Source organism: Neisseria sp. P0019.S003 (genome assembly GCF_051957115.1).
In the GTDB taxonomy this organism is placed as follows: Bacteria; Pseudomonadota; Gammaproteobacteria; order Burkholderiales; family Neisseriaceae; genus Neisseria; species Neisseria flavescens_D.
Genome location: NZ_JBQCWT010000004.1, coordinates 67,455 through 92,710 on the forward strand (window position 1 = coordinate 67,455; position 25,256 = coordinate 92,710).

Here is a 25,256-nt window from a genome sequence, read left to right on the forward strand (position 1 = left end):
TCTTTTAACCTTTATACAAAAGGCCGTCTGAAACAAAAGATTCAGACGGCCTTTAATCACATCGGGCGGTTATTTAAACCATCTTGCCAATGCTGGGATACGCGACAACAACATTGTATCCAAAATCCAAATGACAGCGATTGCGGCAATGGCCGTTGGGAAAATTACAGCCAAAATCAGAAGTGGCACAGCCATTGCCCACCATACCGGCAATTTGATTTTCTGTGCAGGAGGAACCAAACCTCGCGCTTCCGAAGGACGACGTTTCCACCACATTATACAGCCGCTGACACAGATAAAAATAATCGCCAGACAGAACACAACATTTGCCAGCACGCTCCACCAACCCAGCGTACCCATATGCAAAGCAATGCTTGCTGCCATGAACTTGCCAAACCAGTTGTAATCGTCAAAATGAATATCCGCCAGGATTTTGCCACTGTATTGATCAATGTGTACCGTACGATCCGCAGTCGGACTAATCATATCGTAGCTCATTGAGTCTTGCGACAGTGTCCATACACCGGTCTCACCCTTAGGCAAATTAAGCTGATAGCGACCTTTAAAGCCAATTTCGCGTGCAAAGCGGTCAACCGTCTCCAACGTCATCGGCTCGCTCGGATTAATGCCGTTTTCGCCCATTGTTGTACCGGAAACCGGCATAGGCGTCAGCTCCAAAATCCATGGCACTTCTTTGGATTTGCCATCATTCAACACATCACCATGGGTTGGTACGGAAGATACCGGATTAGGCTCTACGCCCCATTTACCCGCAGGGAATTGGCTCCACGCCTGAACCACTTTACCGCCCCAAATACCTGACCAAGCAATACCTGACAGACAGAACAGCAATAAAATCAAAGAAACCCAAGAGCCAAATGCACCGTGCAGGTTGCGCCACCAAGAACGACCTTTGCCTGCTTTAGGCAAAAAAACAGCCTTCAGACTACGCTGTTTTACCCACCACAAATAAATACCGGTCACAATCATGATGATGGTTAACGACGCAGCGGTTTCCAACAGGTAGTCACCAGTCGCCCCAATCATAATATCGCCGTGGATTTCATCCATCGTGTGATACCAGCCTTGACCACGCGGCATCGTGTTCACGACTTTTGCCGTATAGGGATCAACGGCAACCATAGTGGCTTTATCGTCATTGTTTACGCGGAATACGGCAACCATATCATCTGCACGCGGCGCAATATATTGCACCACAGAGGCAGTTTCCGGATTCACAAACTGTCTAGCAGCTTCAGCCTGAGCCGACAAAGGCTGCACTTGCGCCTGCGGCGCAACATGTATGCGCTCACCTTCTTTACCGGTGATATTGGCAAATAGCAGCATTCCCAACCCTGTAACAGCCAGCAGGGTTAAAAACGGCGCAACCAAAAGTCCGGCATAAAAATGCCATCGCCAAACAGTCAAATAACGGCGGTTAGCCTGTTGTTCATTTTGGGAAGTTGGTTTTGTTTCCATATATTCTCTTTATATAGTTAAAGCAGACTAATTATTACGAATTAGTATCAGACATTTTAATCAAAAACATTCATTTAAGAAACCATTTTTCCGATGCGGCTTTGAAATACTTCAATATTTAGTTTTCAGGCCGTCTGAAAAAACAAAATAGAACAGAAAACAACACTTTACTGAAAATCCGTTTTAATCATTGCGGTTTCGGCAGAATTTGGTAGAATACAGGCATTACTTATTTATTCATCAAGCCGCCAAGCTTTGGCGGCTTGTATTTTTATTTCCAATCCGGCTACCGCGCGTGGCCGGATAAAATTTTAAAAGCATCATCATGCTTTCATGGAGAACTCTATGCAAAAAATCCCTTTGACCGTCCGTGGTGCAGAATTGTTGAAACAAGAACTTCAACACCTCAAAAGCGTAGCACGTCCAGAAGTCATTGAAGCCATCGCCGAAGCACGTTCGCACGGCGACTTGTCTGAAAACGCAGAATACGAAGCCGCCAAAGAGCGTCAAGGCTTTATCGAAGGCCGCATCGCCGAGTTGGAACACAAACTCTCTATGGCGCACATCATCAACCCTGCCGAAATCCACGCCGAAGGCAAAATCGTATTCGGCACAACTGTGACACTGGAAGATTTGGAAACTGAAGAACAAGTTACCTACCAAATCGTCGGTGAAGATGAAGCAGACATCAAAGAACGCAAAATCTACGTTGGCTCTCCAATTGCCCGCGCCTTAATCGGCAAAGAAGAAGGCGACGTTGCAGAAGTTCAAGCACCCGGCGGCGTACGTGAATATGACATCATTGCCGTGCAATATATTTAAATAAACAAAAGGCCGTCTGAAAACATTTTCAGACGGCCTTTTGTTGTATCTAAAAATACCATAATAGAAAAAGTGAAATATTCCCAGGAGAAACATAATGAATCTACTGTACAAAATTACCCAAACCGCTGCCGCTATATGGCTCGGTATGCAGCTGACAGCAGGCTATGTTACCGCCCCTATCCTGTTCCGCCTCCTACCTAAAATGCAGGCAGGAGAAATTGCCGGTATTTTGTTTGCCATTACAGCACTATGTGGCTTAGTAATTTTTGGCGCAGCCTATGCCTTTTTCAGACGGCAACTGGCCTCACTTTCTTGGTGGATTTTGGTACTTTGGCTACTCTTAGCCTGCAACCATCTTTTAGTTACGCCGGTTATCGAGGCACACAAGTACGGTCTGGATAACTGGCTACTGTCCCTAGTAGGCGGAACATTCGGCGTTTGGCACGGCTTATCCAGTATCCTCTTTTTGATTTGTACCATACTGGCAGCCATCTGCGTATGGAAATGGCCCAAACCAAACTAATCTGTCTCAATAAAAGGCCGTCTGAAAAGAAGTCTTTCAGACGGCCTTTTATTTTGAATCATGAACTCCCCCGACTCTTCAAATATAAACCATAAAAAAATGCCCTGCATATTGCAGGGCATTTTTCACAAACCGATTAAGGTTTAGCGTAACCGTGAACGCCATTGTAAGGAGCTGGGATCCAACCTTCATCAGTAGCAGGCAATTCGCCTTGACCTTCGATAGTTTGGCCTGGAGCAACTTGACGAGTAACAACGCTGCGGATTTTAACATCAACGCGACGGTCAGGTTCGATACAAGCGATAAGGGCAGCACGTTTCTTAGCTTTAGAAACTTTTTTACCCAGTTTAGCAACTTCAGCTTCACAAGTAGCAGTCATTTGAGCTTGAGACTCGCCCAGACCTACTGCAGAGATTTTGCTAGAAGCAACGCCACGGCCTACCAAGTAGTTAGCAACTACGTTAGCACGACGCTCAGACAGAGCTTGGTTGTATTCTTCAGAACCCATGAAGTCAGTGTGACCTTCAACACGTACAGTTTGTACGCTGTCGTTGCTCAGGCGTTGAGCCAAAGCGTTCAGGTTTTCTTGAGCTTCAGGACGCAGGTTGTCTTTGTCGAAGCCGAACAGAGTTTTAGTAGACAGGGAAACAGTTTCATCAACATACTCAGGAGCTTGTTGTACAGGAGCAACTGCTTCACGATCACCACATTCAACGCGGCCTTCAGTAGCTTTGTCGAAGTAGCTGTTTTTCCAGCATTCGCCGTAGTTGTTACGGACGATTTCTTGAGATTGGCTGCTTACGGTGTAACCGTGTTTGGTGTGCGCTTCGCTGGCCATAGCGGTGCCAGAGGCAACCAAGGCAACGAACAATGCGCTTAATTTCAGCTGTTTGGTCATTTTATTCCCTCATCAAATTGTTATGCGGCGGACTAGGAAAGCAACCGCTGCAAAGTACCAATATACAGGCCGCAGTATCAAAACAGCGGCAAATCGGATATATCAGGTTGCACTATAAAGAAGCGCAAGGCAAACTGTCAATACTCGATGCCTTCAAACAATCATGAAGTGCCTGCTTCCTAGTAGTTAATCATGCCGAAAAATCAATCTTGTGTCATTAATTTAGGGCAAAATCAGACAATTCACCTACCTAAAGTTGTACAAAAACAACAAAACCCCTTTCCCTCTTCTTTCCTGAATTTCCTGTTTTCATATCATTAAAAGATATTTTCATTAAAAACAACCATTTTCAAAACTCGGGGCAAAACTGGGCAAAATATGTTAAATTACATGCCGTTTGTCGCACAAAATCCACAATAACAACGTATTCGGTACTGCTACCATGAAACTGCAACAATTACGTTACGCCCTTGAAGTTTACCGGCACAATCTGAATGTCTCTGAAGCCGCCGATGCGCTTTTCACATCCCAGCCCGGCATTTCCAAACAAATCCGCCTGCTTGAAGAAGAATTGGGTATCCAAATTTTTATCCGCAGCGGCAAGCGTGTGGTTTCCGTTTCACAACCGGGCAAAGCCGTGTTAGAGATTTCGGAACGGATTTTGCGTGATGTACAGAACATTAAAAATATCGGCAGCGAATTTACCGATCATGACAGCGGCTCGCTGACCATCGCGACAACGCATACCCAGGCGCGTTATGCTTTGCCCAAAATCGTTGCGGAATTTGTCAAAAACTACCCTAAAGTCAATTTGACCATCAAACAAGGCAGCCCTTCTGCGATTGCGCAAATGGTCAGCAGCGGCGAAGCAGATTTGGCAATTATTACTGAACGCATTGACGATCATCCTGAGTTGGGCAAATTGCCCTGCTACGAATGGAACCATGCCGTGATTGTTCCGCACGATCACCCTCTTTTGGACTGCCGCAATCCTTTAAGCCTTGAAGATTTAGCTTCTTTTCCGCTGGTTACTTACGAATTTGCTTTTAATTCCGGCAGCAGCATTGCGCGTACATTTAATAAAGCGCATATTGAGCAACCTGATGTTGCCTTATCGGCTGCCGATACAGATGTATTGAAGACGTATGTCCGCTTAGGCTTGGGCGTTGGTTTAATGGCGAAAATGGCGTACGATCCTGCGGTCGATCAAGATTTACAGCTGATTGATGCGGCACACTTATTTGAACCATCACCCACTTGGATAGCCTTACGCACCGATACCTACCTGCGCGGTTACGCGTATGACTTTATCCAGATGTTTGCACCGAAACTGACCAGAGAAGTAGTCGACCGCATTCTGTACACGCCGGTTGTTGAAGATTTTTCAATTTAATATCTGACTATAACTTGCGTAACTTAACAATTATTCTTTAATTCTTGTTAAAAAGGCCGTCTGAAATATTTCAGACGGCCTAAGATTCAGATAGCGTGCGAACAACCAGAAACCATTTTCTTCAAGGTTGTCGCATCTAAGATTTTGATGTGCTTGTGTTCAACAGAAATCAAGCCTTCATGATGGAATTTAGACAAGGTGCGGCTGACTGTTTCCAGTTTCAGCCCCAAATAGCTGCCGATTTCCTCACGCGACATCCGCAAGATAAAATCATTAGCGGCAAAGCCTCGTGAATAGAGACGCTGGGATAGGTTGAGCAAGAATGCCGCCAATCGCTCTTCAGCGCGCATATTGCCCAAAAGCAGCATAACGCCCTGATCTCGGACAATTTCGCGGCTCATCAAGCGGAAAAAGTGAGAACGAAGACTGGGAATATCCTGTCCAAGTTCTTCAATATGTGTAAACGGAAGCTCGCATACTTCGCTGTCTTCCAAAGCCACAGCATCACAGCTGTGAATATGGGAACAAATCCCATCCATACCGATCAGCTCGCCCGACATAAAAAAGCCGGTTACCTGATCTCGTCCATCTTGGCTGGCGACTGTTGTCTTAAAGAAGCCTGCACGGATGGCAAACAAAGAGGTAAACGGCTCGCCGGCACGGAACAGGTATTCACCTTTTTTCAGACGGCGGCTTTGACGAATAACCGCGTCTAATTGTGAAAATTCGTTAGGCATCAGTCCGACAGGCAAACACAGCTCGCGTAAAGAACATGTGGAACACAAGGTTTTCATTTGATGTGTTGCATTGTGTGTGGCCATAACGCACCCTTAATCTGCATAGTTCTATAAATCCCTGATGAAGCCGAATAACTATTGACCCAAGTCAAAGTTGGCATATCATTATCAGGCATTCTACCAAACTATCGAAATTTTGACTAAAATTTTCCCTAATTTCCCTACTTTATACTCAAGCCCCTACCATGAAAATCATCCCCATCTCAAATAACACCAACACAAACAATGAATTACCGGAATTTGACCGTGAATTGATTGCCAGTTTGCCATCAAGCGGTCCTCGCTATACCTCCTATCCGACTGCCGACCGCTTCCATGAAGGCTTTAAAGAAGCCGAATATATCCAAGCTTTAAACCTGCGCAACATGGGCGCGCTCAACAAACCCCTTTCACTCTACATCCACATTCCCTTCTGCAATACCATCTGCTACTACTGCGGCTGCAACAAAATTATTACCAAAGACAAAAGCCGTGCCGATGCCTATATCCAGTATCTGGAAAAAGAAATGGAATTACTGGCACCTCATTTAGGCGGAAGACACCAGCTCGCGCAACTCCACTTCGGCGGCGGTACGCCCACATTCCTGAGCGATGACCAACTCGAACGCGTCTTCGACATGATTCGTAAATACTTCCAGCTGACTCCCAACGGCGAGTACTCCATCGAAATCGACCCGCGCAAAGTCAGCCGCGAGACCGTCCTCAAATTGGGCAAACTCGGTTTCAACCGCATGAGTGTCGGTATTCAAGACTTTGACCCTAAAGTGCAGGAAGCAGTCAATCGCATTCAAAGTTATGAAGAAACCAAAGAAGTGATTGATGCCGCGCGTGAAGCCGGGTTTAAATCAGTCAGCGTCGATTTGATTTACGGCCTGCCGCACCAAAACACTGAAAGCATCAAAACCACCATCGATACGGTCTTATCCCTCGATCCCGACCGCCTCGCCCTCTACCACTACGCCCACCTGCCGCATATCTTCAAACCGCAACGCCGTATCGACACCAATGTCGTACCTGGCAGCGAAGAAAAACTCGATATGCTGCAATATTGCGTCCAAACCCTGACTGAGCGAGGCTACGTTTTCATCGGTATGGACCACTTTGCCAAACCTGACGACGAACTCTCCATCGCCCTCAAAGAAGGCTTCCTGCAACGCAACTTCCAAGGCTACTCGACCTATGCCGACTGCGATTTGGTGGCGATCGGCGTATCCTCTATCGGCAAAATCGGCAGCACCTACTCCCAAAACGAGCGCGACATTGATGCCTATTACGCCGCACTCGACGCCGGACACCTGCCCATCATGCGCGGCTACCAGCTCAATCAAGACGATATTTTGCGCCGCAACATCATTCAGGATTTAATGTGCCGCTTCTCACTTGATTATCAAATTTACGAAAGCGTGTTCGGCATTCCGTTTAGCCGCTATTTTGTAGCGGAACTGGAAGATATGAAGCAACTGGAAACCCTCGGTCTGGTTCGTCTCAAACCGCACGGCCTGACCGTTACGCCGAAGGGCCGTTTCTTGATCCGCAACATCGCTATGGTGTTCGACTACCATTTGCGCCATAAAGAAACCAAAGCCAAATACTCGCAAACCGTATAAACAGAAATGGAAAAGGTCGTCTGAAAATTTTCAGACGACCTTTGTTTTTATTTTCAATACTTTCGGGTAACATAAAACCATATTTTCCGCTTTATCAGAATTCAAAGTTAATTTGTATAGGCGCGTATCCTATGGTTACCGAACAGCAAAACGATATCCTCAGCATCAATCAAGTACAGCTTCTCCTTGCTGAAAAACGCACGGCACTTGCTATCATGCGTACAGGTATTGCCGTTTTCGCACTCCCTTTGTCTATTTTCAGTGCGCTGATTGCGACATCGAAATGGTACGAGGCCGTTGATGTTTGGCCTTTGCTCGTACTGGTCAGTCTGATGAACATCAGCTTGATTATTTTCTCGGTCTATCTGATTACCCGCTCGCTCCGTAGAATGCACCAATATGACCGGCTGATTGCCGATATCAAATACAACAATCAGTCTTTGCGCAAACTGATTAAGTCATAAAATACAGATAGTTGGGACTGAACATAGGTCGTCTGAAAATCAAAATATAGCGGAACTCCAAATATGTATTAAAACATGATTCTGCCAAACATACCGTAATTATTCTTGGTGACGTTACTGTATACTTTGCTCCCCCATTTGAATGGATACGATACCATTGCAGTAATTGAGATTAAAATGAACAACAAATATAAAGAATGAATAAAAATCATACTGCTCCCTCATTTAATAACGGCTATTTTTTTAGGGCCGGCAATAATTGTTTTTTGGTCAGGTGGATTTATCGGTCTCTATTCTGTTATAAACGTGTTCAGTGAATTAGGTTCGCTTAAATATTATATTTATATTGGAATTCCTTTAATTTTTATAATGTTCTTACTTGGGTTTTATTGGAGAAATCTGACAATAGGGAAGATACTGACTTCTTCTGCGATATATTTATGGTTTCTCTTAGGTTTTTTATGCCTAGGGTGGCAAATATAAACTTATTGAAATGATCAACTCAATTGGATATTAGGAACCCTGCTGGATACACCGATCGTGTTTAGACAAATACGAATGCAGTCTGCAATTTTGGTTTGTCCGGTCTCTTATCTCAAACGCTTTTAAAATATGGAACAACCCGATTTTTTCCCCATCCCCAGTCCCTGTATAGGTGTCTGCGAAGCCAATGCCAAAGGTTATTGCAAAGGCTGCCTGCGCAGCCGGGAAGAGCGCTTGTACTGGCTCCAGATGACCGACAGCCAAAAGCATCAAGTCATGCACCTTCTATCCCTCAGGAAAGCCAAAATCCGCAACCGCAAAATGGAAAAACCCGAAACGGGAGAACATCCGGTTCAAAACCTACTCGATTTCTAAATTGCCCTTGCCTACCGCACACCTCAATAAGGAAAAACATGAAAAAACTGCTTGCCTGCCTGCTTGTGCCATTGACCGCCCTCGCCTTGGGTGCCTGCAAACCCGCCTCGACCTCACCCGAAAGCAAACCTGCCGAACTTAACTTGCATCAGCCTAAACTGACCAGCAATGTTTGGAAAATCAGCAAAGAAGGCCAACCGGACTCCTATCTGCTCGGCACCATCCACATGGGACAAACCAATCAAACTTTGTCTTCCGATGCCCTCAAACTGTTGCAATCCACCGACCAACTGACCACAGAAGTTGACGCATTGCCGGACAGCAGTCCGGAAACAAAAAGAATGTATCAAAAATACTTCAAAGAAGTCATGAGTACCGAACCGCTTAGCCGCAAGCTTGGTAAAACAGATTTCCGTCTTTTACAAGAAATCTATTCAAAAAATGAAGAAAACCGACCCATCGCCCAAATTGCCGACAAACTCCATCCGTGGGCGGCATTCATTTTTGCCGGCAGTACATTTCCCCAAGGGTATAGCTCAGAAACCGGTGCAGATATGTTGCTGACTAACGCGGCCGCCGACATCAATAAACCGCGTGGTTCATTAGAAAGCTTGGACGAAGTTTCCGCAATCTTCAAAGCACAGCCTGAAGAAACCATGATCAACTTTCTGAAAGCCAGTATTAAAACCAATAAAGAAGAAACCGAAGATGTCAAAAAACTCCATCAAGCCTATTCAGACGGCCGCTTTGAAGAACTCATCCCACTTTTGGAAGAAACCGAACAACGCACCCTCAAACTTGTTGATACCAAGTACGCCAAAGCCATGTCCGATTGGCTGAAAAACGACCTCCTGATTCGCCGCAACTTGGCATGGCTACCTGAAATCCGCAAGCAATCGGCCAAACAAAGCACCCTCTTTGCTGTCGGCATTGCCCATTTACCCAGCGAAAAAGGCCTAATCGAACTATTGCGTCAAGAAGGCTATCAAGTAACGCCCGAACCCAAAGTCCTGATTTGGCAATAAACCCAATCAAACAACAAGGCCGTCTGAAAGTCTTTCTTTCAGACGGCCTTTATTTAATCTCTATTAAATGAAGCAGTAAGCGGCATTGAGCGCAAAACTCAATCGCCCAATGCCGCTACCATTACTGCTTTAATCGTGTGCATCCGGTTTTCTGCCTGATCAAACACAATGCTGGCTTCGCTTTCGAAAACTTCTTCCGTTACTTCCACACCATTCAGGCCGAATGTCTCATAAATCCATTCGCCGACTTTGGTTTCACGATTATGGAAAGCAGGCAGGCAATGCATAAACTTGACTTGCGGATTTTCAGCCGCGGCCATTAATTCGGGCGTAACTCGGTAATCTTTCAGCAAATCGATACGTTCCTGCCACGCCTCTTTAGGCTCACCCATGCTGACCCACACATCGGTATGGATAAAATCCACGCCTTTCACGGCTTCTTTCACATTCTCCGTCAACAGAATCCGTCCACCGGTCTCTTTGGCAACAGCCTGCACTGTCTCGATAATGCTTTCAGACGGCCACAAACTTTTCGGTGCACCGATACGCACGTCCATGCCCAGTTTCGCAGCCAACACCAGCAACGAATTGGCCATGTTGTACCGCGCATCGCCGACATAGGCAAACTCAATCTGGTTCAAAGGCTTGTCGCTATGCTCGCGCATCGTCAGCGCATCAGCAAGCATTTGAGTCGGGTGGAACTCGTTGGTCAAACCATTGAACACAGGCACGCCTGCATACTTGGCCAGCTCTTCCACCACATCCTGTCCAAAACCGCGATATTCGATACCGTCAAACATCCGCCCTAAAACACGCGCCGTATCCTTAATGCTTTCCTTATGCCCGATTTGGCTGGCAGACGGCTCCAGATAAGTTACCCCTGCGCCTTGGTCGCGTGCGGCCACTTCAAACGCGCAACGGGTGCGGGTCGATGTTTTCTCGAAAATCAGGGCAATGTTTTTCCCCTTCATCCGCTGTACCTCACGCCCTGCTTTTTTAGCGGCCTTTAATTCGGCGGCAAGGTCGAGATAGGTGGTAATTTCTTCCGGCGTAAAATCCAAAAGTTTTAAAAAATGGCGGTTTTTCAGGCTCATGTCTTATTTCTCTTTTTCTAGCGTGGGCATTGCCCAACATTTTTCTCCATGCAGATTTTTCCGGGCTTCCCCGACCTTCTGCTGCTCAATTTTTCAACGTGCGAAGCCTGCCCTAAGCGCGGCCCCTTATTCTCTATCAAAACTCAAAACAAGGCCGTCTGAACCTCGCCTCGCTCCAAGGCAAGCAACGATTGTTTGCGGTTCAAACCGCCTGCGTAGCCGGTCAGCTTGCCGTCACTGCCGATAACACGGTGGCAGGGAATCAAGATAGACACCTTGTTCTGCCCGTTCGCAGCGGCAACAGCGCGAATGGCTTTAGGATTACCCAACTGTTGCGCCTGCTCCTTGTAACTGCGCGTTTCACCGTAAGGAATGGTCAGCAGTGCATTCCACACCTGCTGCTGAAAAGCCGTGCCTATCGTTTCCAAAGGCGTCACAAAAACTTTCAGACGGCCTTGAAAGTATAAATCCAATTCTTGGCGTAAAAGTTGCGTTTGCTCATTTTCTTGGAAAATAAACTGCCCACGCAAAGCTTTTTGGACAGCCATGATTTCCTGCTCCATATGTTTCTGCCCGACAAATTCCAGCAGACACAAGCCCTTGCTGCCGAACACCGCCAACATCTCACCCAAAGGCGTGGCAAGCACGGCGGCAGTCAGTTCGTTCGGACTATCAGGATAACGCGTTTCCAACAGTCGGATGGTTCGTCGGATACGGACATATTCCTCAGGGGCGCAACCGATACTGTCGATAAAACCCTGCTCGAACTGCTTGGCTTCATGTTCCGTAAACCGCTCGTGCAGCAAGGCTTCGAGGTCTGTGGAAAAATCGGTTTCCAGCCGCTCGCAGATTTCATTCCACTTTGATGGAAGCTCGTTTAAAGAAGGCAGAGTAATCATATTTTGCCTTATTCAATTATCGATAACTTAAGAGATAACCGAAAGAGCAAAAGAATCGTTTCGCCCTATCATTTTTCAAAGCCTACGGTACAACCTTTTCACTTCAACAAACGTTTCAACATACCTTCATACACTGCCGACAGTTTCGGAATATCTTCCAAACGTACGTTTTCGTTGATTTGGTGGATGGTCGCGTTAGACGGGCCTAACTCGATGAGTTCTTTGGCAATGGCTTTGATGAAGCGTCCGTCCGAAGTGCCGCCGGTGGTGGACAATTCGGCCTCAACACCACAAATCTCGGCAATGGCTTCGCGTGCCACGTCGGTCAGTTTTCCTGCCTGAGTCAGGAACGGTTGGCCTGAGCAAGACCACTGCAAATGGTATTGCACGCCGTGTTTGTCTAAAATGGCGTGGACACGTTGTTTCAGCCCTTCTTCAGTGGACTCGGTAGAGAAACGGAAATTGAATTTGACGTTCAGCTCGCCTGGAATGACGTTGGTCGCGCCTGTGCCGCCGTTGATATTGGAAATTTGGAAACTGGTCGGGGGGAAGTATTCGTTGCCCTCATCCCAGACTTCTTGTGTCAGCTCCAGCAAGGCCGGGGCAAAAGTATACACGGGATTGATGGCCAAATGCGGATAGGCAATATGGCCTTGCTTGCCTTTGACGGTCAGGTTGCCCGACAACGAGCCGCGGCGGCCGTTTTTCAACATATCGCCCAATTTATCCACGGCAGTCGGTTCGCCGACGATACAGTAATCAATCAACTCTCCACGCGCTTTCAATACATCGACGACTTTGGTCGTGCCGTCCAGCGCGTCGCCCTCTTCGTCGGAAGTAATCAGAAGCGCAATGCTGCCTTGATGATCGGGATGTTCGGCAACGAAACGCTCGCAGGCGGTAATGAAACAGGCAATGCTGGTTTTCATATCCGCCGCGCCGCGACCATACAGACGGCCCTCACGCTCGGTCGGTTCAAACGGGGGCGAATCCCATTTTTCAACAGGACCTGTCGGCACGACGTCGGTATGTCCTGCAAAGCAGAACACCGGAGCCTGTGTACCGCGTCGTAACCAAACATTTTTGGTGTCTCCAAAATGAAGCTCTTCTACGGCAAAACCGATTTTTTGCAGGCGTTCGGCCAGCAGTTGTTGGCAGTTCTGATCATCCGGCGTAACGGACGGGCGGGAAATCAGCTCTTTGGCAAGTTCTAGGGATTTAGTTTCGGTCATATTTGTTCACTTTGAGAAACAGGCCATCTGAAACGTTCTGAATATGATTTTCAGACGGCCTTGAGTTCATTTGAAGATACTGAATGGGCAGTCTGCCTTTCGGTATTCTGAGTTATTTTCCATGGCAAGCTTCATAAAGTGGCAGTAAGTCTTCCACTGTTTCCACTATCCATTTCGCGACATCCTGCTTGCCTAAATCATCACGTTCGATGTGCTTCCCGATACAGAAGAAATCTTTGTCGTCTCGAAGCTTTCTATCGCCGTCGCTTTGCTGGGCGACGGTACGATAATCGTCATATTCGCTTTCCGCACCGTGCCACATATCGAATGAAGCGTATTTTTCAGTATCAAAATTATCCAGCCAGCGGTTGTAATCAGGCAGCGCAATAGGTGAAACATCGGCTTTATAGCAGTGCCAATCCAAGCTGACACTCAAACGGCGGCGATTCAGCAAAATCGATAAAATCGCTGCGGAATTTTTATATTGTTCGTATTTGAAATAGGCAAAGAAATGAGCGCGAACTTGCCAGCCGTTACACCAGCGTTCGATATGCGGCGGCGCAAACGGTGCACCCAATTCGGCGGCAACCTGCTGGATCAGCTGCTGCCATACCTGCCAGTTTTCTTTATAGTCTGCCTTGATTTGCGGAATGCTTTCAGGCTGGTATTTTTTAAGCTGGGAAAACTGGAAAAAAGGGATATTGAACAAATCGCAACTTTTTGGGGTCAGCATAGTGTATTCCTTGAGACGATTGTTTCAGACGACCTTATTTGCGGCGGCGTGCGGCCATAATTTCGCCGATTTCGGTCAGTTTTTCTTTGGGGATAAAGGTTTTGCCCATATCAAACAGCGGCTCTTCAATCGCCAGATGAATATCATATCCTGCGACAAAACGTTTGAATGCTTCGGCATCAGGGATATAGGCGTTGTCCGCTTCAAGCTTGGCAAATTCAGCCGCTACGCCGTCCCAGTTGCTATGCAGGCTGATATGTTGGCGCAACAGCTCGTCAACGCTTTCTTGGGCTTGCGGCGCATATTGCAACAAAAGCGGAAAGAAGTTTTCTTCTTCATCTTCATGGTGTAACGGCGCGGCAACGTTGAAATACTGGGCAATTTGGCGGATGGTTTGCAAAACGATTTGATTGCAGCCGTTTTCGGCAATATAGTCCGACAACATGGCAACCTGGCTGCAGAAACGGCGTACTTTGCCATGACAGGCGTACAACATTTCAATGGGTTCGGCAAAAGTAACGCTTTTGGTTTCAAACGGATTCATGGTTTTGAGGTTTTATTCTTAAATTAATGTTTCCAGATTATAACAAAACAGCCTGCGCAAGGCAGGCTGTCTGTTTTCGAGCTTGAGGCGGATTAGTCAACCAAAGTAACTTTACCGTTCATCAAAGCGCCGTGACCTGGGAAGGTACAAGCGAATTTGTATTCGCCGCCGGCCAATTTAGCAGGATCCAGAGTCAGGGAAGCTTCTTCGCCGCCGCCAACCAGTTTGGTGTGGGCAACAACGCGTGCGTCGTCAGGTTTAACGTAGTCAGTTGCAGCAGCACCGGCACCGTCTTTGAAAATACCGTCCATGTCTTCGGCTTTACCGATGACGATGTTGTGACCCATGCTTTCTTTAGGTTGGGTACCAGTGTGTTTCAAAGTGATGGTGAATTCTTTACAAGCTTTGCTTACTTGGATTTCTTTAGTGTTGAACTGCATAGCGTCGTTGGCTTCAACAGTAGTTGCGCAGTTGCCGGCAGCAGGAGCGGCGGCAGCATCGGCTGGAGCAGCTTCAGAGGCAGGAGCGGCATCGGCAGGTGCAGTAGTTTCTGCAGGAGCAGCTTCAGAAGCAGCGGAAGCAGCAGGTGCTTCAGCAGGTTTTGCAGCTTCTTGAGAGCATGCAGCCAAGCCGATAACGGCAGCGGAAATCAGAGCCAGATAAGCTTTCATTGATGTATCTCCTAATGATGAGAGTCTTGTTAAGTTCTATTAATAGAACCCGCGCGAATATATTAACAAAGGCAAATGTCAAACTTAAACTTATTCACGCAGAGTGATAAGAAATTCAGACGTTATTTTGCTACAAACTTCACACGAAATCAAAATTTCAGGCCAAGTTTACATCAGTTTACCTAAAAGAAAACAGTTACTGTTTAGGTCGTATTTCTTTAGTATTAGATGCTATCAGTCAAATGAAATAAGTTTTAACATTTATTAACCATAATCTCATTCGGCATGATTTTAGCGGCTGTGCTTGCGTACCAATTCTGCCAATGCCGCTGCCAATTCGGGATGCTTGCCTTCCAATTTGGCCGCAGCCGCATCGAAGCTGTCCAAAGCAGCCTCGCTCAATCGCAAGCTGTTGGTTTTCGGCTGAGGAGGAGGTTTGGGGACCACCCTGACCACCACTTCCCGTATTCCGTCATGCAATGCTTGCAACTTGGGCAACATGGCAGGCAGGATCATTTTCAAACGCGAAGCAGCCATATTGTTGGCGGCCAGCAAAACCAGTCTTCCGTCTTCAATACAGGCCGTCTGAAAATGCGGATGCAGGTTGATCGGCAAAACCGTTTTGATTTTTGCATCCAATTTCCGCCATTGTTGCGATTGTTGCAACAAGACCGCCAATAAACGGTCGCGCTTGCCCAATTGTGCTAAATCCATATATTTCAGACGGCCTTTCAGTAAATTAACCAAACAATTACAATTGAAATACAGCAAAACCACCTTTATTTCAAACAGCATTACCGCGTTATACAAGCGCTTGTGTTAAAATCCCAATTTCGCCCACTATTATATCAAGGCGCAGGAATTATTCATGCTGACAAACATTGCTAAGAAAATCTTCGGCAGCCGCAACGACCGCCTGCTGAAACAATATCGTAAATCCGTTGCTAAAATCAATGCACTCGAAGAACAGATGAAAGCGTTGAGCGACGCAGATTTACAGGCCAAAACCGCCGAATTCAAACAACGCCTCGCTGACGGACAAACGCTAGATGATATTTTGGTTGAAGCCTTTGCCGTCTGCCGCGAGGCATCCCGCCGCGTATTGGGCATGCGCCACTTCGATGTACAGCTGATCGGCGGTATGGTCCTGCACAACGGCAAAATCGCCGAAATGCGTACCGGTGAAGGTAAGACATTGGTGGCCACCCTTGCCGTTTACCTGAATGCATTGTCAGGAAAAGGTGTACACGTCGTTACCGTCAACGACTACCTCGCCTCCCGTGACGCAGGCATTATGGAGCCGTTGTACAATTTCTTAGGCTTGAGCGTCGGCGTGATCGTAGCCGATTTGCAACCTTTCGAACGCCAAACCGCTTACGGTGCCGACATTACTTACGGCACCAACAACGAATTCGGCTTCGACTACCTGCGCGACAATATGGTGACCGACCAATACGACAAAGTTCAGCGCGAATTGAACTTTGCCGTTGTCGACGAAGTGGACTCCATTCTGATCGACGAAGCGCGTACGCCGCTGATTATTTCCGGCCAGGCAGATGACAACATCCAGCTCTACCGCGTGATGGATGCCGTTCCGGCCCACCTTATCCGCCAAGAAACCGAAGAAGGCGAAGGCGATTACTGGGTGGACGAAAAAGCACACCAAGTTATACTAAGCGAAGCCGGTCACGAACACGCCGAGCAAATCCTGACCCAAATGGGCTTATTACAGGAAAACGACTCGCTCTACTCTGCCGCCAATATTTCCCTGATGCACCACCTCATGGCGGCATTACGTGCGCACACCCTGTTCCACAAAGACCAACACTACGTTATTCAAGACGGTGAAATCGTGATTGTGGACGAATTCACAGGCCGTCTGATGGCCGGCCGCCGTTGGTCCGAAGGCTTGCACCAAGCCGTTGAAGCCAAAGAAGGCGTAGAAATCAAACGCGAAAACCAAACGCTTGCCTCTATTACCTTCCAAAACTACTTCCGCCTGTACAGCAAACTGTCCGGCATGACCGGTACGGCCGACACCGAAGCCTTCGAGTTCCAAAGCATTTACAACCTCGAAACCGTCATCATCCCGACCAACCGTCCGATACAACGCAAAGACTTCAACGACCAAATCTTCCGCTCAGCCGAAGAAAAATTTGAAGCCGTTGTCAAAGACATTGCCGAATGCCACAAAAACGGCCAACCGGTTTTGGTCGGTACCACCAGCATCGAAAACTCCGAACTGGTTTCTGACTTGTTACACAAAGCCGGTCTGCCGCATAACGTTCTGAACGCCAAAGAACACGAGCGCGAGGCATTGATTGTGGCTCAAGCCGGTAAAGTCGGCGCAATTACCGTTGCCACCAACATGGCAGGCCGCGGTACCGATATTGTCTTGGGTGGCAACCTCAAACATCAAATCGAAGCCATCCACGCCGATGAAACCCTGAGCGAACAGCAAAAACAAGCGCAAATTTCAGCCCTTGAAAGCGGTTGGCAAGCCGAACACGACCAAGTTGTGGCCGCAGGCGGTTTGCACATTATCGGTACAGAACGCCATGAAAGCCGCCGTATCGACAACCAGTTGCGCGGTCGTGCGGGCCGTCAGGGCGACCCCGGCTCCAGCCGTTTCTATCTGTCGTTTGAAGACCCATTATTGCGCCTGTTTGCACTCGACCGTGCCGCCGCCATCCTCAACCGCCTGGCACCTGAGCGCGGCGTCGCCATCGAACACGGCCTGCTGACCCGTCAAATCGAAGGCGCACAACGTAAAGTCGAAGGCCGCAACTTCGATATGCGTAAACAGGTTTTGGAATACGATGACGTTGCCAATGACCAACGTAAAGTGATTTACCATCAACGTAACGAAATCCTGACCAGCAAAGACGTCAGCGATTTGACCCGCGAAATCCGCGCCGACGTTATCAGCGACTTGGTTGATTACCACATCCCACCTGACAGCATGGAAGAGCAATGGGACATTCCGGCACTGGAGCACCAACTTGCAGCCGATTTCCGCCTGCATGTCGATATTAAAGGCTGGCTGAAAGAAGACAGCACTTTGGACAACCAAGACATTAAAGAACGCCTCATCAAGCGCATCGAAGACGAGTATGCCGAAAAAGTCGAATTGGTCGGCAAACAGGCTATGTCAGACTTCGAACGCAATGTTATGCTGCAAGTTATCGACAACCAATGGCGCGAACACCTCGCCGCTATGGACTACTTGCGCCAAGGTATCCATCTGCGCAGCTATGCTCAGAAAAATCCGAAACAGGAATACAAACGCGAAGCTTTCGCCATGTTTGAAAACCTGTGGCGCGGTATCAAACAAAACATTGCCGCTTTACTGACTGCCGTTCAAATCGAGCGCAACAGTGAATACGACCACACTGCCGCACAAAGCGTCAGCGATGTTCAAACCGTCCACTCCGATGCGCCTGATATGGAAGAATTGCTCGGTCAATCGCAAACCGATTTGGTTACCGAAGCGTTCGACCCTGACGGCACAGACTTCAGCCCTGAAGCGCTTGCACAAAACGGCCTGATTGTTCACCGCAACGATCCCTGCCCTTGCGGCAGCGGCCTGAAATACAAACAGTGCCACGGTAAATTGAACTAAGCAGTCATCTCAAAAGGCCGTCTGAACGGTGAAACGAGAATCTTTGATTTCGTTCTCACATCTGTTCAGACGGCCTGAGAATTATCCAAACAAGTAAAAAATTTCCAAACCCAATTTCAAAAGAGTATCCCTATGGCAGGCAATACCTTCGGACAAATCTTTACCGTTACCACTTTCGGCGAAAGCCACGGCGCAGGCTTGGGCTGCATTATCGACGGCTGCTCGCCCGGATTAGAATTGAGCGAAGCGGATATCCAATATGACCTTGACCGTCGCAAACCCGGCACCAGCCGCCACGTTACCCAACGCCGCGAAGCCGACCAAGTCGAAATCCTCTCCGGCGTATTCGAAGGCAAAACCACCGGCACACCCATCGCCCTCCTAATCCGCAATACCGACCAACGCAGTAAAGACTATGGCAATATCGCCACCAGTTTCCGCCCCGGACATGCCGATTACAGCTACTGGCACAAATACGGTACACGCGACTATCGCGGCGGCGGTAGAAGTTCCGCCCGCGAAACCGCTGCCCGCGTTGCAGCCGGAGCAGTTGCGAAAAAATGGCTGAAAGAAAAATTCGGCACGGAAATTACCGCCTACGTTACCCAAGTAGGCGAAAAAGAAATCCAGTTTGAAGGTTACGAATATATTTCCCAAAACCCTTTTTTTGCCGCCAACCAAAGCCAAATTGAGGACTTGGAAAACTATATGGACAGCGTGCGCAAATCATTGGATTCTGTCGGCGCAAAACTTCATATCGAAGCAGCCAACGTCCCTGTTGGCCTGGGCGAACCGGTTTTTGACCGCCTCGATGCAGAAATTGCCTATGCCATGATGGGCATTAATGCCGTCAAAGGCGTTGAAATCGGTGCAGGTTTTAATAGCGTAACGCAACGCGGCAGCGAGCATGGCGACGAGCTCACGCCTCAAGGCTTTCTATCCAACCACTCAGGCGGCATCTTGGGCGGCATCAGCACCGGACAAGACATTCATGTAAATATTGCCATCAAACCGACCAGCTCCATCGCCACACCGCGCCGCAGCATCGATATAGAAGGCAACCACATCGAACTCGCCACACACGGCCGCCATGACCCCTGCGTCGGATTACGCGCCGCTCCGATTGCAGAAGCCATGCTGGCATTGGTCTTGATCGACCACGCCTTACGCCATCGTGCGCAAAATGCCGATGTTCAGGTTAATACACCGGACATTGCCAAATTGGAAAAATAACCGTTTATTTCTGAATATTCTCAGAAAAATTTAGCCAAATCACAGTCTTTATACTACAATAGCACCTTATTGCCGTATGACGAAAATACGGATTTATATTAGAGGAATACAACCGCAATGGCACAAGAAACCGCTTTGGGCGCTGCGCTGAAATCTGCCGTCCAAACCATGAGCAAGAAAAAACAGACAGACATGATTGCCGACCACATTTACGGCAAATATGATGTATTCAAACGATTCAAACCGTTGGCCGTCGGTATCGACCAAGACTTGGTTGCCGCCCTGCCCCAATACGACCCTGCACTGATTGCACGCGTACTGGCCAACCACTGCCGCCGTCCGCGCTATCTGAAAGCCCTGGCGCGCGGCGGCAAACGTTTTGACTTGAACAACCGCTTCAAAGGCGAAGTCAGCGCAGAAGAACAAACCATCGCCCAACAGCACCCAGCCGTTCAACAGGCATTAGCTGCACAAGCCGAACGCCAAGCCGCTAAAGCTACCGCTGAAGCGGAAACAGCTCCTGTACAAGCTGAGACCAACGAAGCTGCTGAATAATGTTCAGACGGCCTGATAAGGCTTGCACTAAATAAATAGAGCCCCTAATTCAATACGACATCTTTCACGTCGATGAATTAGGGCTTTTTATTGCCTTAGCCTTATAGTGGACTGATTAAAAATAGCTTTTTTACCCTCACTAAGCTAAGTTTTGAAATCAAAATCTTTTCTAAGCTATTCTCAATAAGGTATTTCTCTATTACCTTGATTATTCTTGTATCAGGACAAACAATTTATGCATCGTTAAAATAAACTAAAATCTACCCCTTACAAAAATAAGCAAAAGCCGTCTGAAATATCTTTCAGACGGCCTTTTTAAATCAAATAATCAATTAAAACACGGCTTGCAAAACCAAATAGCTGACAACAGACAAAACGGCAGCTGCAGGCAAGGTAATAACCCAAGCAAGGCCGATCGGTTTCATCAATTTCCAGTTGGCATTGCGGTTAACCAAGCCGATACCCAAAACTGCACCCACCAAGATATGGGTACTGGAAACAGGCAAGCCCATAAATGATGCGGCCATCACGACGGCGGCGGCAGAAAGCTCTGCAGAAAAACCTGACGCGGGGTGCATTTCTGCCAAGCTGGTACCCACGGTTTTAATCACTTCTTTACCGACAAACCACAAGCCGACGATCAAAGCGATACCGAAAGTCAACATGGCAATCGGCGGCACAGCGTTTTGAGCGGTAATGCTGTTGGTACGCAACACATCCATAATTGCGGCAAACGGACCAATCGCATTGGCAATATCGTTCGCACCATGGCTGAATGCGAAACCGCAAGCGGTAAATACCTGCATCCATGAGAACATTTGGAAGGTCGATTTATCCAAATCTTTGCGTTTCAAACTTTTGGCGAATACAAACGTACCCATCCAAATAGCCGCGCCGATCATGAAAATGGTCAGGAAGCTGTTGACGTTGCTCATGCCCAAATGCAGATTTTTCAGACCTTTGAAAATCAACATGGCAGCAATCATCATGCCGCCGACAGAAGCAATAAACGGCACCCAAGAATGCAGAGCTTTGTAAGAATCTACTTCGCCCTTACGACTGTCAAAGTGGTGCAGACCGCGATAATACTCAGACTGCAATTCTTCAGGATCAAAGTCCGGCTCATCATAAATTTGGGCATCGTGCGCCATTTTGGTGGCGTATTCGACTTTTTCAGATTCACTCAAGGCTTCAAAAAACAGGCGATGCTCTTCTTTATAGGCTTTCTTCTCAAACTTGATGCCTTTGAGCGTATTATCGGCCCAAGAGTTGTAGTCCAAAACGTTTTTCTTAATTCGTGAAAACAACAGATAAGAAACGATGCCGCCCAATACCGGAGACAAAATCCAAGACAAGGCAATTTCGCCCAACTTGTCCCATTGAATCAGCGCAACGGAATCCACACCGTTCAATGCCGCCATACACAGGGCGCTACCGACAATACCGCCGATAATGGCGTGTGTCGTAGAAACCGGCAGGCCTTTGCGCGATGCGAAAAGCAGCCACAATGCCGCAGCCAAAAGCGCAGACATCATAATAAAGACAAACTGCATCGGATCCAGATGCATGCCATTCAAATCGACAATACCCTTACGGATGGTGTCTGTTACCTCACCGCCGGCAATCACTGCGCCGCTGACTTCAAATACTGCCGCAATCAGCAAGGCTTGCGGAATGGTCAATGTGCCGGAGCCGACACTTGTACCAAAAGAGTTGGCAATATCGTTACCACCCACATTAAACGCCATGAAGACGCCGAAAAAGGTAGCAAGGATAAACAGGCCGGAGTGGTTGTAGTGGGTATAACCCAGGCCCCAATAAATAAAATAGCCGACCATGCTCACAAGCATAGCGGCAAAAACCGTATTAATCAGCTTCAAGTTCGCACTCGACTGAGTTTGAGCCATGGAAAGTTTCCTTTTGGAAAACATGTTGAGTCGCGTTATTTTAACCTCTTTGTAATCTTTCTTGCACCAACTATTTACATTAAATGCCGAAATTCCCGTAAAAACGTCAAAAGGCGTTAAAATGTCATTTTACCTTCTCTTTCTGTAACCGAAATGCAACCCCAATACTATATCGGCATCATGTCCGGAACCAGCATGGACGGTGCCGATGCCGTACTGATTCAAATGCAGGGCAAGCAATGGCAACGCGCTGTTGCCCACAGCTTTCTACCCTATTCAGACGGCCTGCGCCAAGAATTGTTGGCACTGCAAGACATAGGCGAAAATGAATTGCACAGAAGCAATATCCTGGCGCAAACACTCAGCCGCCTATACGCCCAAACCGTCCAACAACTGTTAACAGAGCAAAACCTGTCGGCTAAAGACATTACCGCAATCGGCTGCCACGGACAAACCATCCGCCATGCGCCTGAACACGGTTACAGCATTCAACTGGTTAACCTCTCGCTTTTAGCCGAACTGACCGGCATTTTCACGGTCGGAGACTTCCGCAGCCGCGACCTTGCCTGTAACGGTCAAGGTGCGCCCCTCGTCCCCGCTTTTCACGAAGCGCTGTTTCAAGATGCGAATGAAACCCGCGCCGTACTCAACATTGGCGGCATTTCCAATATCAGCATCCTCCCGCCCGACAGCCCTTCTTTCGGCTTCGATACCGGCCCTGGAAATATGTTGATGGATGCATGGATGCAACATATTTGGCAGCAGCCTTACGACAAAAACGGGGAAAAAGCCGCACAAGGCAAAATCCTCCCCGACCTGCTCGCTAACCTGCTTGACCATCCTTACTTCAGCCGCCCTTATCCCAAAAGTACAGGCCGAGAGTTGTTTTCCCTAAGCTGGCTTCAAGGCCATCTGAAAGGTAATGAAAAGCCGGAAGATGTGATACGCACATTGGTCTTTTATACCGCACAAACCATTTTTGATGCGACCAAACAAGCTGCTCCGGCAATTCATCATCTTTATATCTGCGGCGGCGGCATCCGCAATCCGGTGTTAATGCAAGACTTGGAAACCCTGTTTTCTCCCGACACCAAATTGCACAGCACAGCTAAGCTCCATCTTGATCCGCAATGGGTCGAAGCCGCCGCTTTTGCCTGGCTTGCCGCCTGTTGGTGCAATCAAGTTCCGAGCAATCCCCACCATGCAACCGGCGCACATTCACACCGAATCTTAGGCTCAGGACATTACGGTAACTAAAGTTGAATCAATAAAAAGGCCGTCTGAACATTTTCAGACGGCCTTTACTATATTAGCCTTTACTTATTCTTCTTCCGGCAAACGGTTGATTTTCACACGGGCAATACGTTGTCCGTCCTTCTCAACCACTTCAAAACGCCAACCATGGTAATCGATGAAATCGCCCACATCAGGAATACTTTGCAATTCTTCCATAATCAAGCCGGCAACGGTATGAAAGTCCGCGTCTTCCTCTTGAGCAGGCAGATTTAACTGAGAAGCCAATTCCACATACTCCAATGCACCATCCACAGACAGCGTTTCATCCTGACTGGCTGGAGCAGCTTCTTCTTCCTCACGCTCAAACTCTTCAGGGAACTCACCGGCAATGGTTTCCAACAAATCTTTCATGGTCACCATACCCAACACCGCGCCAAACTCATCCACCACCAACGCATAATCTGCGCTGCTTTGACGGAACAATTCAATCGCATTCAACGCCGTCGTACTGTCCGGTAAAATCAATGGCTGGCGCAAGGCCGTCTGAATATTGATTTCTCCCGATTCAAGCAGCTGGTTCAGTAAATCTTTTTTACTGATATAGCCCAAAGGCTCATCTACACCTGCCTTGCCGACAACCAACAAACGGCTATACGGCGTATTTTTCAACTGCGCATTTTGTTCTTCCCGACTTTGGGAAATATCCAATTTCTCGATTTCCCGACGCGGAATCATCACGCCCATAATCGGGCGTTCCGCCAAAGTCAGCACGCTGCGAATCATGGATTTTTCGTTTTCTTCAAAATGCTCGTCATCGCCACCATTATCGCCTGCTTTTGCCAAAATGCTTTCGCGGATACCCATCATACCCAACACATTTTCAGCGGTACGCTTACGCCAAGAAGTGCTGATGTAGTCATTTTTGCGGGCATTCTTTTGCGAAACCTGATTAAACAGTTCGATCAAAATTGAGAAGCCGATCGCCGCATACAAATAGCCTTTCGGAATATGGAAATGGAAGGCTTCCGCAATCAGGCTGAAACCAATCATTAACAAGAAACCCAAACACAACATCACAACGGTCGGATGCTTGTCGACAAATGCAGTCAACGGTTTGCTGGCAGAAATCATCACCGTCATCGCCACAACAACCGCACCCATTGCCACCACAATATGATCCACCATCGCCACTGCCGTAATAACAGAATCGATAGAGAAAACCGCATCCAAAATCAAGATTTGCGCCACAACGCCCCAAAAAGCAGAATGCTTCTTCTGCCCTTCAGCAACAGCAAATTGATTGTGGCCTTCAAGGCGTTCGTGCAGCTCGGTAGTCGCTTTATAAAGCAGAAAAATACCGCCGGCAAACATAATCATGTCTTTACCGGAAATCTCCAAACCGCCCAACTCAAACAAAGGACGCGTCAGCGTCATGATGTGCGCCATAAAGCCCAGCATAAAAATCCGAATAACGACAGCCAAACCCAAGCCCGTTATCCGCGACCTATCCCGTTGCGACGGTTTGACCTTGTTTGCCAAAATCGCTACGAAAACAAGGTTATCAATACCTAAAACAACTTCCAAAACCAGAAGCGTGGCAAAGCCTATCCATGTATGCGGCTCGGCCAACCAACTGAAATCCATAATGATTGCGTTCCTTT

At 47.7% G+C, this 25,256-nt stretch carries 23 protein-coding genes; 11 read left to right on the forward strand and 12 right to left on the reverse strand.

Annotated features, from left to right (window positions below; translation table 11 throughout):
• Window positions 1-69 precede the first annotated feature (69 nt).
• Window positions 70-1,479 carry a PepSY-associated TM helix domain-containing protein gene (locus ACTHTS_RS07615; RefSeq protein WP_440369692.1) on the reverse strand — a complete coding sequence of 470 codons (1,410 nt, stop codon included), beginning with the start codon at window positions 1,477-1,479 and terminating at the stop codon, window positions 70-72.
• A gap of 345 nt (window positions 1,480-1,824) precedes the next feature.
• Between ACTHTS_RS07615 and greA the strand changes: the two genes are divergently transcribed.
• Window positions 1,825-2,301, forward strand: coding sequence for a transcription elongation factor GreA (gene greA, locus ACTHTS_RS07620; protein ID WP_003684304.1), 477 nt, complete (start codon window positions 1,825-1,827; stop codon window positions 2,299-2,301).
• Window positions 2,302-2,398: 97 nt separating this feature from the next.
• Window positions 2,399-2,827, forward strand: coding sequence for a DUF4149 domain-containing protein (locus ACTHTS_RS07625; protein ID WP_440369693.1), 429 nt, complete (start codon window positions 2,399-2,401; stop codon window positions 2,825-2,827).
• A gap of 136 nt (window positions 2,828-2,963) precedes the next feature.
• Here the strand turns inward: ACTHTS_RS07625 and ACTHTS_RS07630 are convergent, their stop codons facing one another.
• Entirely contained in the window at window positions 2,964-3,725 is a 762-nt protein-coding gene (locus tag ACTHTS_RS07630) for an OmpA family protein (protein WP_049323939.1), read from the reverse strand.
• A 442-nt stretch (window positions 3,726-4,167) separates the two neighbouring features.
• Between ACTHTS_RS07630 and ACTHTS_RS07635 the strand changes: the two genes are divergently transcribed.
• Window positions 4,168-5,118, forward strand: a complete 951-nt coding sequence (locus ACTHTS_RS07635) for a CysB family HTH-type transcriptional regulator (protein WP_049344882.1) — start codon at window positions 4,168-4,170, stop codon at window positions 5,116-5,118.
• Window positions 5,119-5,204: 86 nt separating this feature from the next.
• On the opposite strand, the gene fnr is transcribed toward ACTHTS_RS07635, so the two are convergent.
• Window positions 5,205-5,939 carry a fumarate/nitrate reduction transcriptional regulator Fnr gene (gene fnr / locus ACTHTS_RS07640; RefSeq protein ID WP_039862092.1) on the reverse strand — a complete coding sequence of 245 codons (735 nt, stop codon included), beginning with the start codon at window positions 5,937-5,939 and terminating at the stop codon, window positions 5,205-5,207.
• Window positions 5,940-6,100: 161 nt separating this feature from the next.
• Here fnr and hemN point away from each other — a divergent pair, with 161 nt between their 5' ends.
• From hemN to ACTHTS_RS07660, 4 genes are all read left to right on the forward strand, one after another.
• A complete protein-coding gene (hemN, locus tag ACTHTS_RS07645) occupies window positions 6,101-7,522 on the forward strand; it encodes an oxygen-independent coproporphyrinogen III oxidase (RefSeq protein ID WP_440369694.1) in 1,422 nt (473 codons plus the stop codon).
• Between the two features lie 131 nt (window positions 7,523-7,653).
• Window positions 7,654-7,986, forward strand: coding sequence for a hypothetical protein (locus tag ACTHTS_RS07650; protein ID WP_049331146.1), 333 nt, complete (start codon window positions 7,654-7,656; stop codon window positions 7,984-7,986).
• 612 nt (window positions 7,987-8,598) lie between these two features.
• On the forward strand, window positions 8,599-8,844 hold the full coding sequence (locus tag ACTHTS_RS07655) for a DUF1289 domain-containing protein (RefSeq protein WP_049329517.1): 246 nt from the start codon (window positions 8,599-8,601) through the stop codon (window positions 8,842-8,844).
• A gap of 38 nt (window positions 8,845-8,882) precedes the next feature.
• Entirely contained in the window at window positions 8,883-9,869 is a 987-nt protein-coding gene (locus ACTHTS_RS07660; RefSeq protein ID WP_440369695.1) for a TraB/GumN family protein, read from the forward strand.
• 98 nt (window positions 9,870-9,967) lie between these two features.
• On the opposite strand, the gene ACTHTS_RS07665 is transcribed toward ACTHTS_RS07660, so the two are convergent.
• The 7 genes from ACTHTS_RS07665 to ACTHTS_RS07695 all read right to left on the reverse strand — a co-directional run bounded on the left by ACTHTS_RS07665 (window position 9,968) and on the right by ACTHTS_RS07695 (window position 15,756).
• The gene (locus ACTHTS_RS07665; protein WP_440369696.1) at window positions 9,968-10,963 is read right to left on the reverse strand and encodes an ornithine carbamoyltransferase; all 996 of its coding nucleotides are present in this window, start codon (window positions 10,961-10,963) and stop codon (window positions 9,968-9,970) included.
• Between the two features lie 143 nt (window positions 10,964-11,106).
• Window positions 11,107-11,862, reverse strand: coding sequence for a methylated-DNA--[protein]-cysteine S-methyltransferase (locus ACTHTS_RS07670; RefSeq protein ID WP_440369697.1), 756 nt, complete (start codon window positions 11,860-11,862; stop codon window positions 11,107-11,109).
• A 98-nt stretch (window positions 11,863-11,960) separates the two neighbouring features.
• Window positions 11,961-13,094, reverse strand: coding sequence for a succinyl-diaminopimelate desuccinylase (gene dapE, locus ACTHTS_RS07675; protein WP_440369698.1), 1,134 nt, complete (start codon window positions 13,092-13,094; stop codon window positions 11,961-11,963).
• 112 nt (window positions 13,095-13,206) lie between these two features.
• Entirely contained in the window at window positions 13,207-13,827 is a 621-nt protein-coding gene (locus ACTHTS_RS07680; RefSeq protein WP_004519621.1) for a glucose-6-phosphate 1-dehydrogenase family protein, read from the reverse strand.
• Window positions 13,828-13,861: 34 nt separating this feature from the next.
• A complete protein-coding gene (locus tag ACTHTS_RS07685; protein ID WP_285071123.1) occupies window positions 13,862-14,371 on the reverse strand; it encodes a hemerythrin domain-containing protein in 510 nt (169 codons plus the stop codon).
• Between the two features lie 92 nt (window positions 14,372-14,463).
• Window positions 14,464-15,042, reverse strand: coding sequence for an azurin (gene azu / locus ACTHTS_RS07690; RefSeq protein WP_003748712.1), 579 nt, complete (start codon window positions 15,040-15,042; stop codon window positions 14,464-14,466).
• A gap of 291 nt (window positions 15,043-15,333) precedes the next feature.
• Window positions 15,334-15,756: a DciA family protein gene (locus ACTHTS_RS07695; RefSeq protein WP_440369699.1), complete on the reverse strand. Its 423-nt coding sequence runs from the start codon at window positions 15,754-15,756 to the stop codon at window positions 15,334-15,336.
• Window positions 15,757-15,910: 154 nt separating this feature from the next.
• Here ACTHTS_RS07695 and secA point away from each other — a divergent pair, with 154 nt between their 5' ends.
• The 3 genes from secA to ACTHTS_RS07710 all read left to right on the forward strand — a co-directional run bounded on the left by secA (window position 15,911) and on the right by ACTHTS_RS07710 (window position 20,452).
• Window positions 15,911-18,664: a preprotein translocase subunit SecA gene (gene secA / locus ACTHTS_RS07700; protein ID WP_440369700.1), complete on the forward strand. Its 2,754-nt coding sequence runs from the start codon at window positions 15,911-15,913 to the stop codon at window positions 18,662-18,664.
• 132 nt (window positions 18,665-18,796) lie between these two features.
• Window positions 18,797-19,897: a chorismate synthase gene (aroC, locus tag ACTHTS_RS07705; RefSeq protein WP_440369701.1), complete on the forward strand. Its 1,101-nt coding sequence runs from the start codon at window positions 18,797-18,799 to the stop codon at window positions 19,895-19,897.
• A 117-nt stretch (window positions 19,898-20,014) separates the two neighbouring features.
• Window positions 20,015-20,452 (forward strand): ProQ/FINO family protein, encoded by a 438-nt coding sequence (locus ACTHTS_RS07710; protein WP_063075611.1) that lies wholly within the window; start codon window positions 20,015-20,017, stop codon window positions 20,450-20,452.
• A gap of 332 nt (window positions 20,453-20,784) precedes the next feature.
• On the opposite strand, the gene ACTHTS_RS07715 is transcribed toward ACTHTS_RS07710, so the two are convergent.
• Window positions 20,785-22,359, reverse strand: a complete 1,575-nt coding sequence (locus ACTHTS_RS07715; RefSeq protein ID WP_440369702.1) for an inorganic phosphate transporter — start codon at window positions 22,357-22,359, stop codon at window positions 20,785-20,787.
• Window positions 22,360-22,512: 153 nt separating this feature from the next.
• Between ACTHTS_RS07715 and ACTHTS_RS07720 the strand changes: the two genes are divergently transcribed.
• Window positions 22,513-23,616, forward strand: a complete 1,104-nt coding sequence (locus ACTHTS_RS07720) for an anhydro-N-acetylmuramic acid kinase (protein WP_440369703.1) — start codon at window positions 22,513-22,515, stop codon at window positions 23,614-23,616.
• Window positions 23,617-23,679: 63 nt separating this feature from the next.
• Here ACTHTS_RS07720 and ACTHTS_RS07725 read toward each other — a convergent pair whose 3' ends face one another.
• Complete coding sequence (locus ACTHTS_RS07725) at window positions 23,680-25,239, reverse strand: TerC family protein (RefSeq protein ID WP_440369704.1); 1,560 nt, start codon at window positions 25,237-25,239, stop codon at window positions 23,680-23,682.
• Between the last annotated feature and the right edge of the window lie 17 nt (window positions 25,240-25,256).

Excerpts from the sequence above, each read along its gene's own strand:
- ACTHTS_RS07615 (WP_440369692.1), bottom strand. The coding sequence starts at position 1,479 with ATGGAAACAAAACCAACTTCCCAAAATGAACAACAGGCTAACCGCCGT.
- greA (WP_003684304.1), top strand. The coding sequence starts at position 1,825 with ATGCAAAAAATCCCTTTGACCGTCCGTGGTGCAGAATTGTTGAAACAA.
- ACTHTS_RS07625 (WP_440369693.1), top strand. The coding sequence starts at position 2,399 with ATGAATCTACTGTACAAAATTACCCAAACCGCTGCCGCTATATGGCTC.
- ACTHTS_RS07630 (WP_049323939.1), bottom strand. The coding sequence starts at position 3,725 with ATGACCAAACAGCTGAAATTAAGCGCATTGTTCGTTGCCTTGGTTGCC.
- ACTHTS_RS07635 (WP_049344882.1), top strand. The coding sequence starts at position 4,168 with ATGAAACTGCAACAATTACGTTACGCCCTTGAAGTTTACCGGCACAAT.
- fnr (WP_039862092.1), bottom strand. The coding sequence starts at position 5,939 with ATGGCCACACACAATGCAACACATCAAATGAAAACCTTGTGTTCCACA.
- hemN (WP_440369694.1), top strand. The coding sequence starts at position 6,101 with ATGAAAATCATCCCCATCTCAAATAACACCAACACAAACAATGAATTA.
- ACTHTS_RS07650 (WP_049331146.1), top strand. The coding sequence starts at position 7,654 with ATGGTTACCGAACAGCAAAACGATATCCTCAGCATCAATCAAGTACAG.
- ACTHTS_RS07655 (WP_049329517.1), top strand. The coding sequence starts at position 8,599 with ATGGAACAACCCGATTTTTTCCCCATCCCCAGTCCCTGTATAGGTGTC.
- ACTHTS_RS07660 (WP_440369695.1), top strand. The coding sequence starts at position 8,883 with ATGAAAAAACTGCTTGCCTGCCTGCTTGTGCCATTGACCGCCCTCGCC.
- ACTHTS_RS07665 (WP_440369696.1), bottom strand. The coding sequence starts at position 10,963 with ATGAGCCTGAAAAACCGCCATTTTTTAAAACTTTTGGATTTTACGCCG.
- ACTHTS_RS07670 (WP_440369697.1), bottom strand. The coding sequence starts at position 11,862 with ATGATTACTCTGCCTTCTTTAAACGAGCTTCCATCAAAGTGGAATGAA.
- dapE (WP_440369698.1), bottom strand. The coding sequence starts at position 13,094 with ATGACCGAAACTAAATCCCTAGAACTTGCCAAAGAGCTGATTTCCCGC.
- ACTHTS_RS07680 (WP_004519621.1), bottom strand. The coding sequence starts at position 13,827 with ATGCTGACCCCAAAAAGTTGCGATTTGTTCAATATCCCTTTTTTCCAG.
- ACTHTS_RS07685 (WP_285071123.1), bottom strand. The coding sequence starts at position 14,371 with ATGAATCCGTTTGAAACCAAAAGCGTTACTTTTGCCGAACCCATTGAA.
- azu (WP_003748712.1), bottom strand. The coding sequence starts at position 15,042 with ATGAAAGCTTATCTGGCTCTGATTTCCGCTGCCGTTATCGGCTTGGCT.
- ACTHTS_RS07695 (WP_440369699.1), bottom strand. The coding sequence starts at position 15,756 with ATGGATTTAGCACAATTGGGCAAGCGCGACCGTTTATTGGCGGTCTTG.
- secA (WP_440369700.1), top strand. The coding sequence starts at position 15,911 with ATGCTGACAAACATTGCTAAGAAAATCTTCGGCAGCCGCAACGACCGC.
- aroC (WP_440369701.1), top strand. The coding sequence starts at position 18,797 with ATGGCAGGCAATACCTTCGGACAAATCTTTACCGTTACCACTTTCGGC.
- ACTHTS_RS07710 (WP_063075611.1), top strand. The coding sequence starts at position 20,015 with ATGGCACAAGAAACCGCTTTGGGCGCTGCGCTGAAATCTGCCGTCCAA.
- ACTHTS_RS07715 (WP_440369702.1), bottom strand. The coding sequence starts at position 22,359 with ATGGCTCAAACTCAGTCGAGTGCGAACTTGAAGCTGATTAATACGGTT.
- ACTHTS_RS07720 (WP_440369703.1), top strand. The coding sequence starts at position 22,513 with ATGCAACCCCAATACTATATCGGCATCATGTCCGGAACCAGCATGGAC.
- ACTHTS_RS07725 (WP_440369704.1), bottom strand. The coding sequence starts at position 25,239 with ATGGATTTCAGTTGGTTGGCCGAGCCGCATACATGGATAGGCTTTGCC.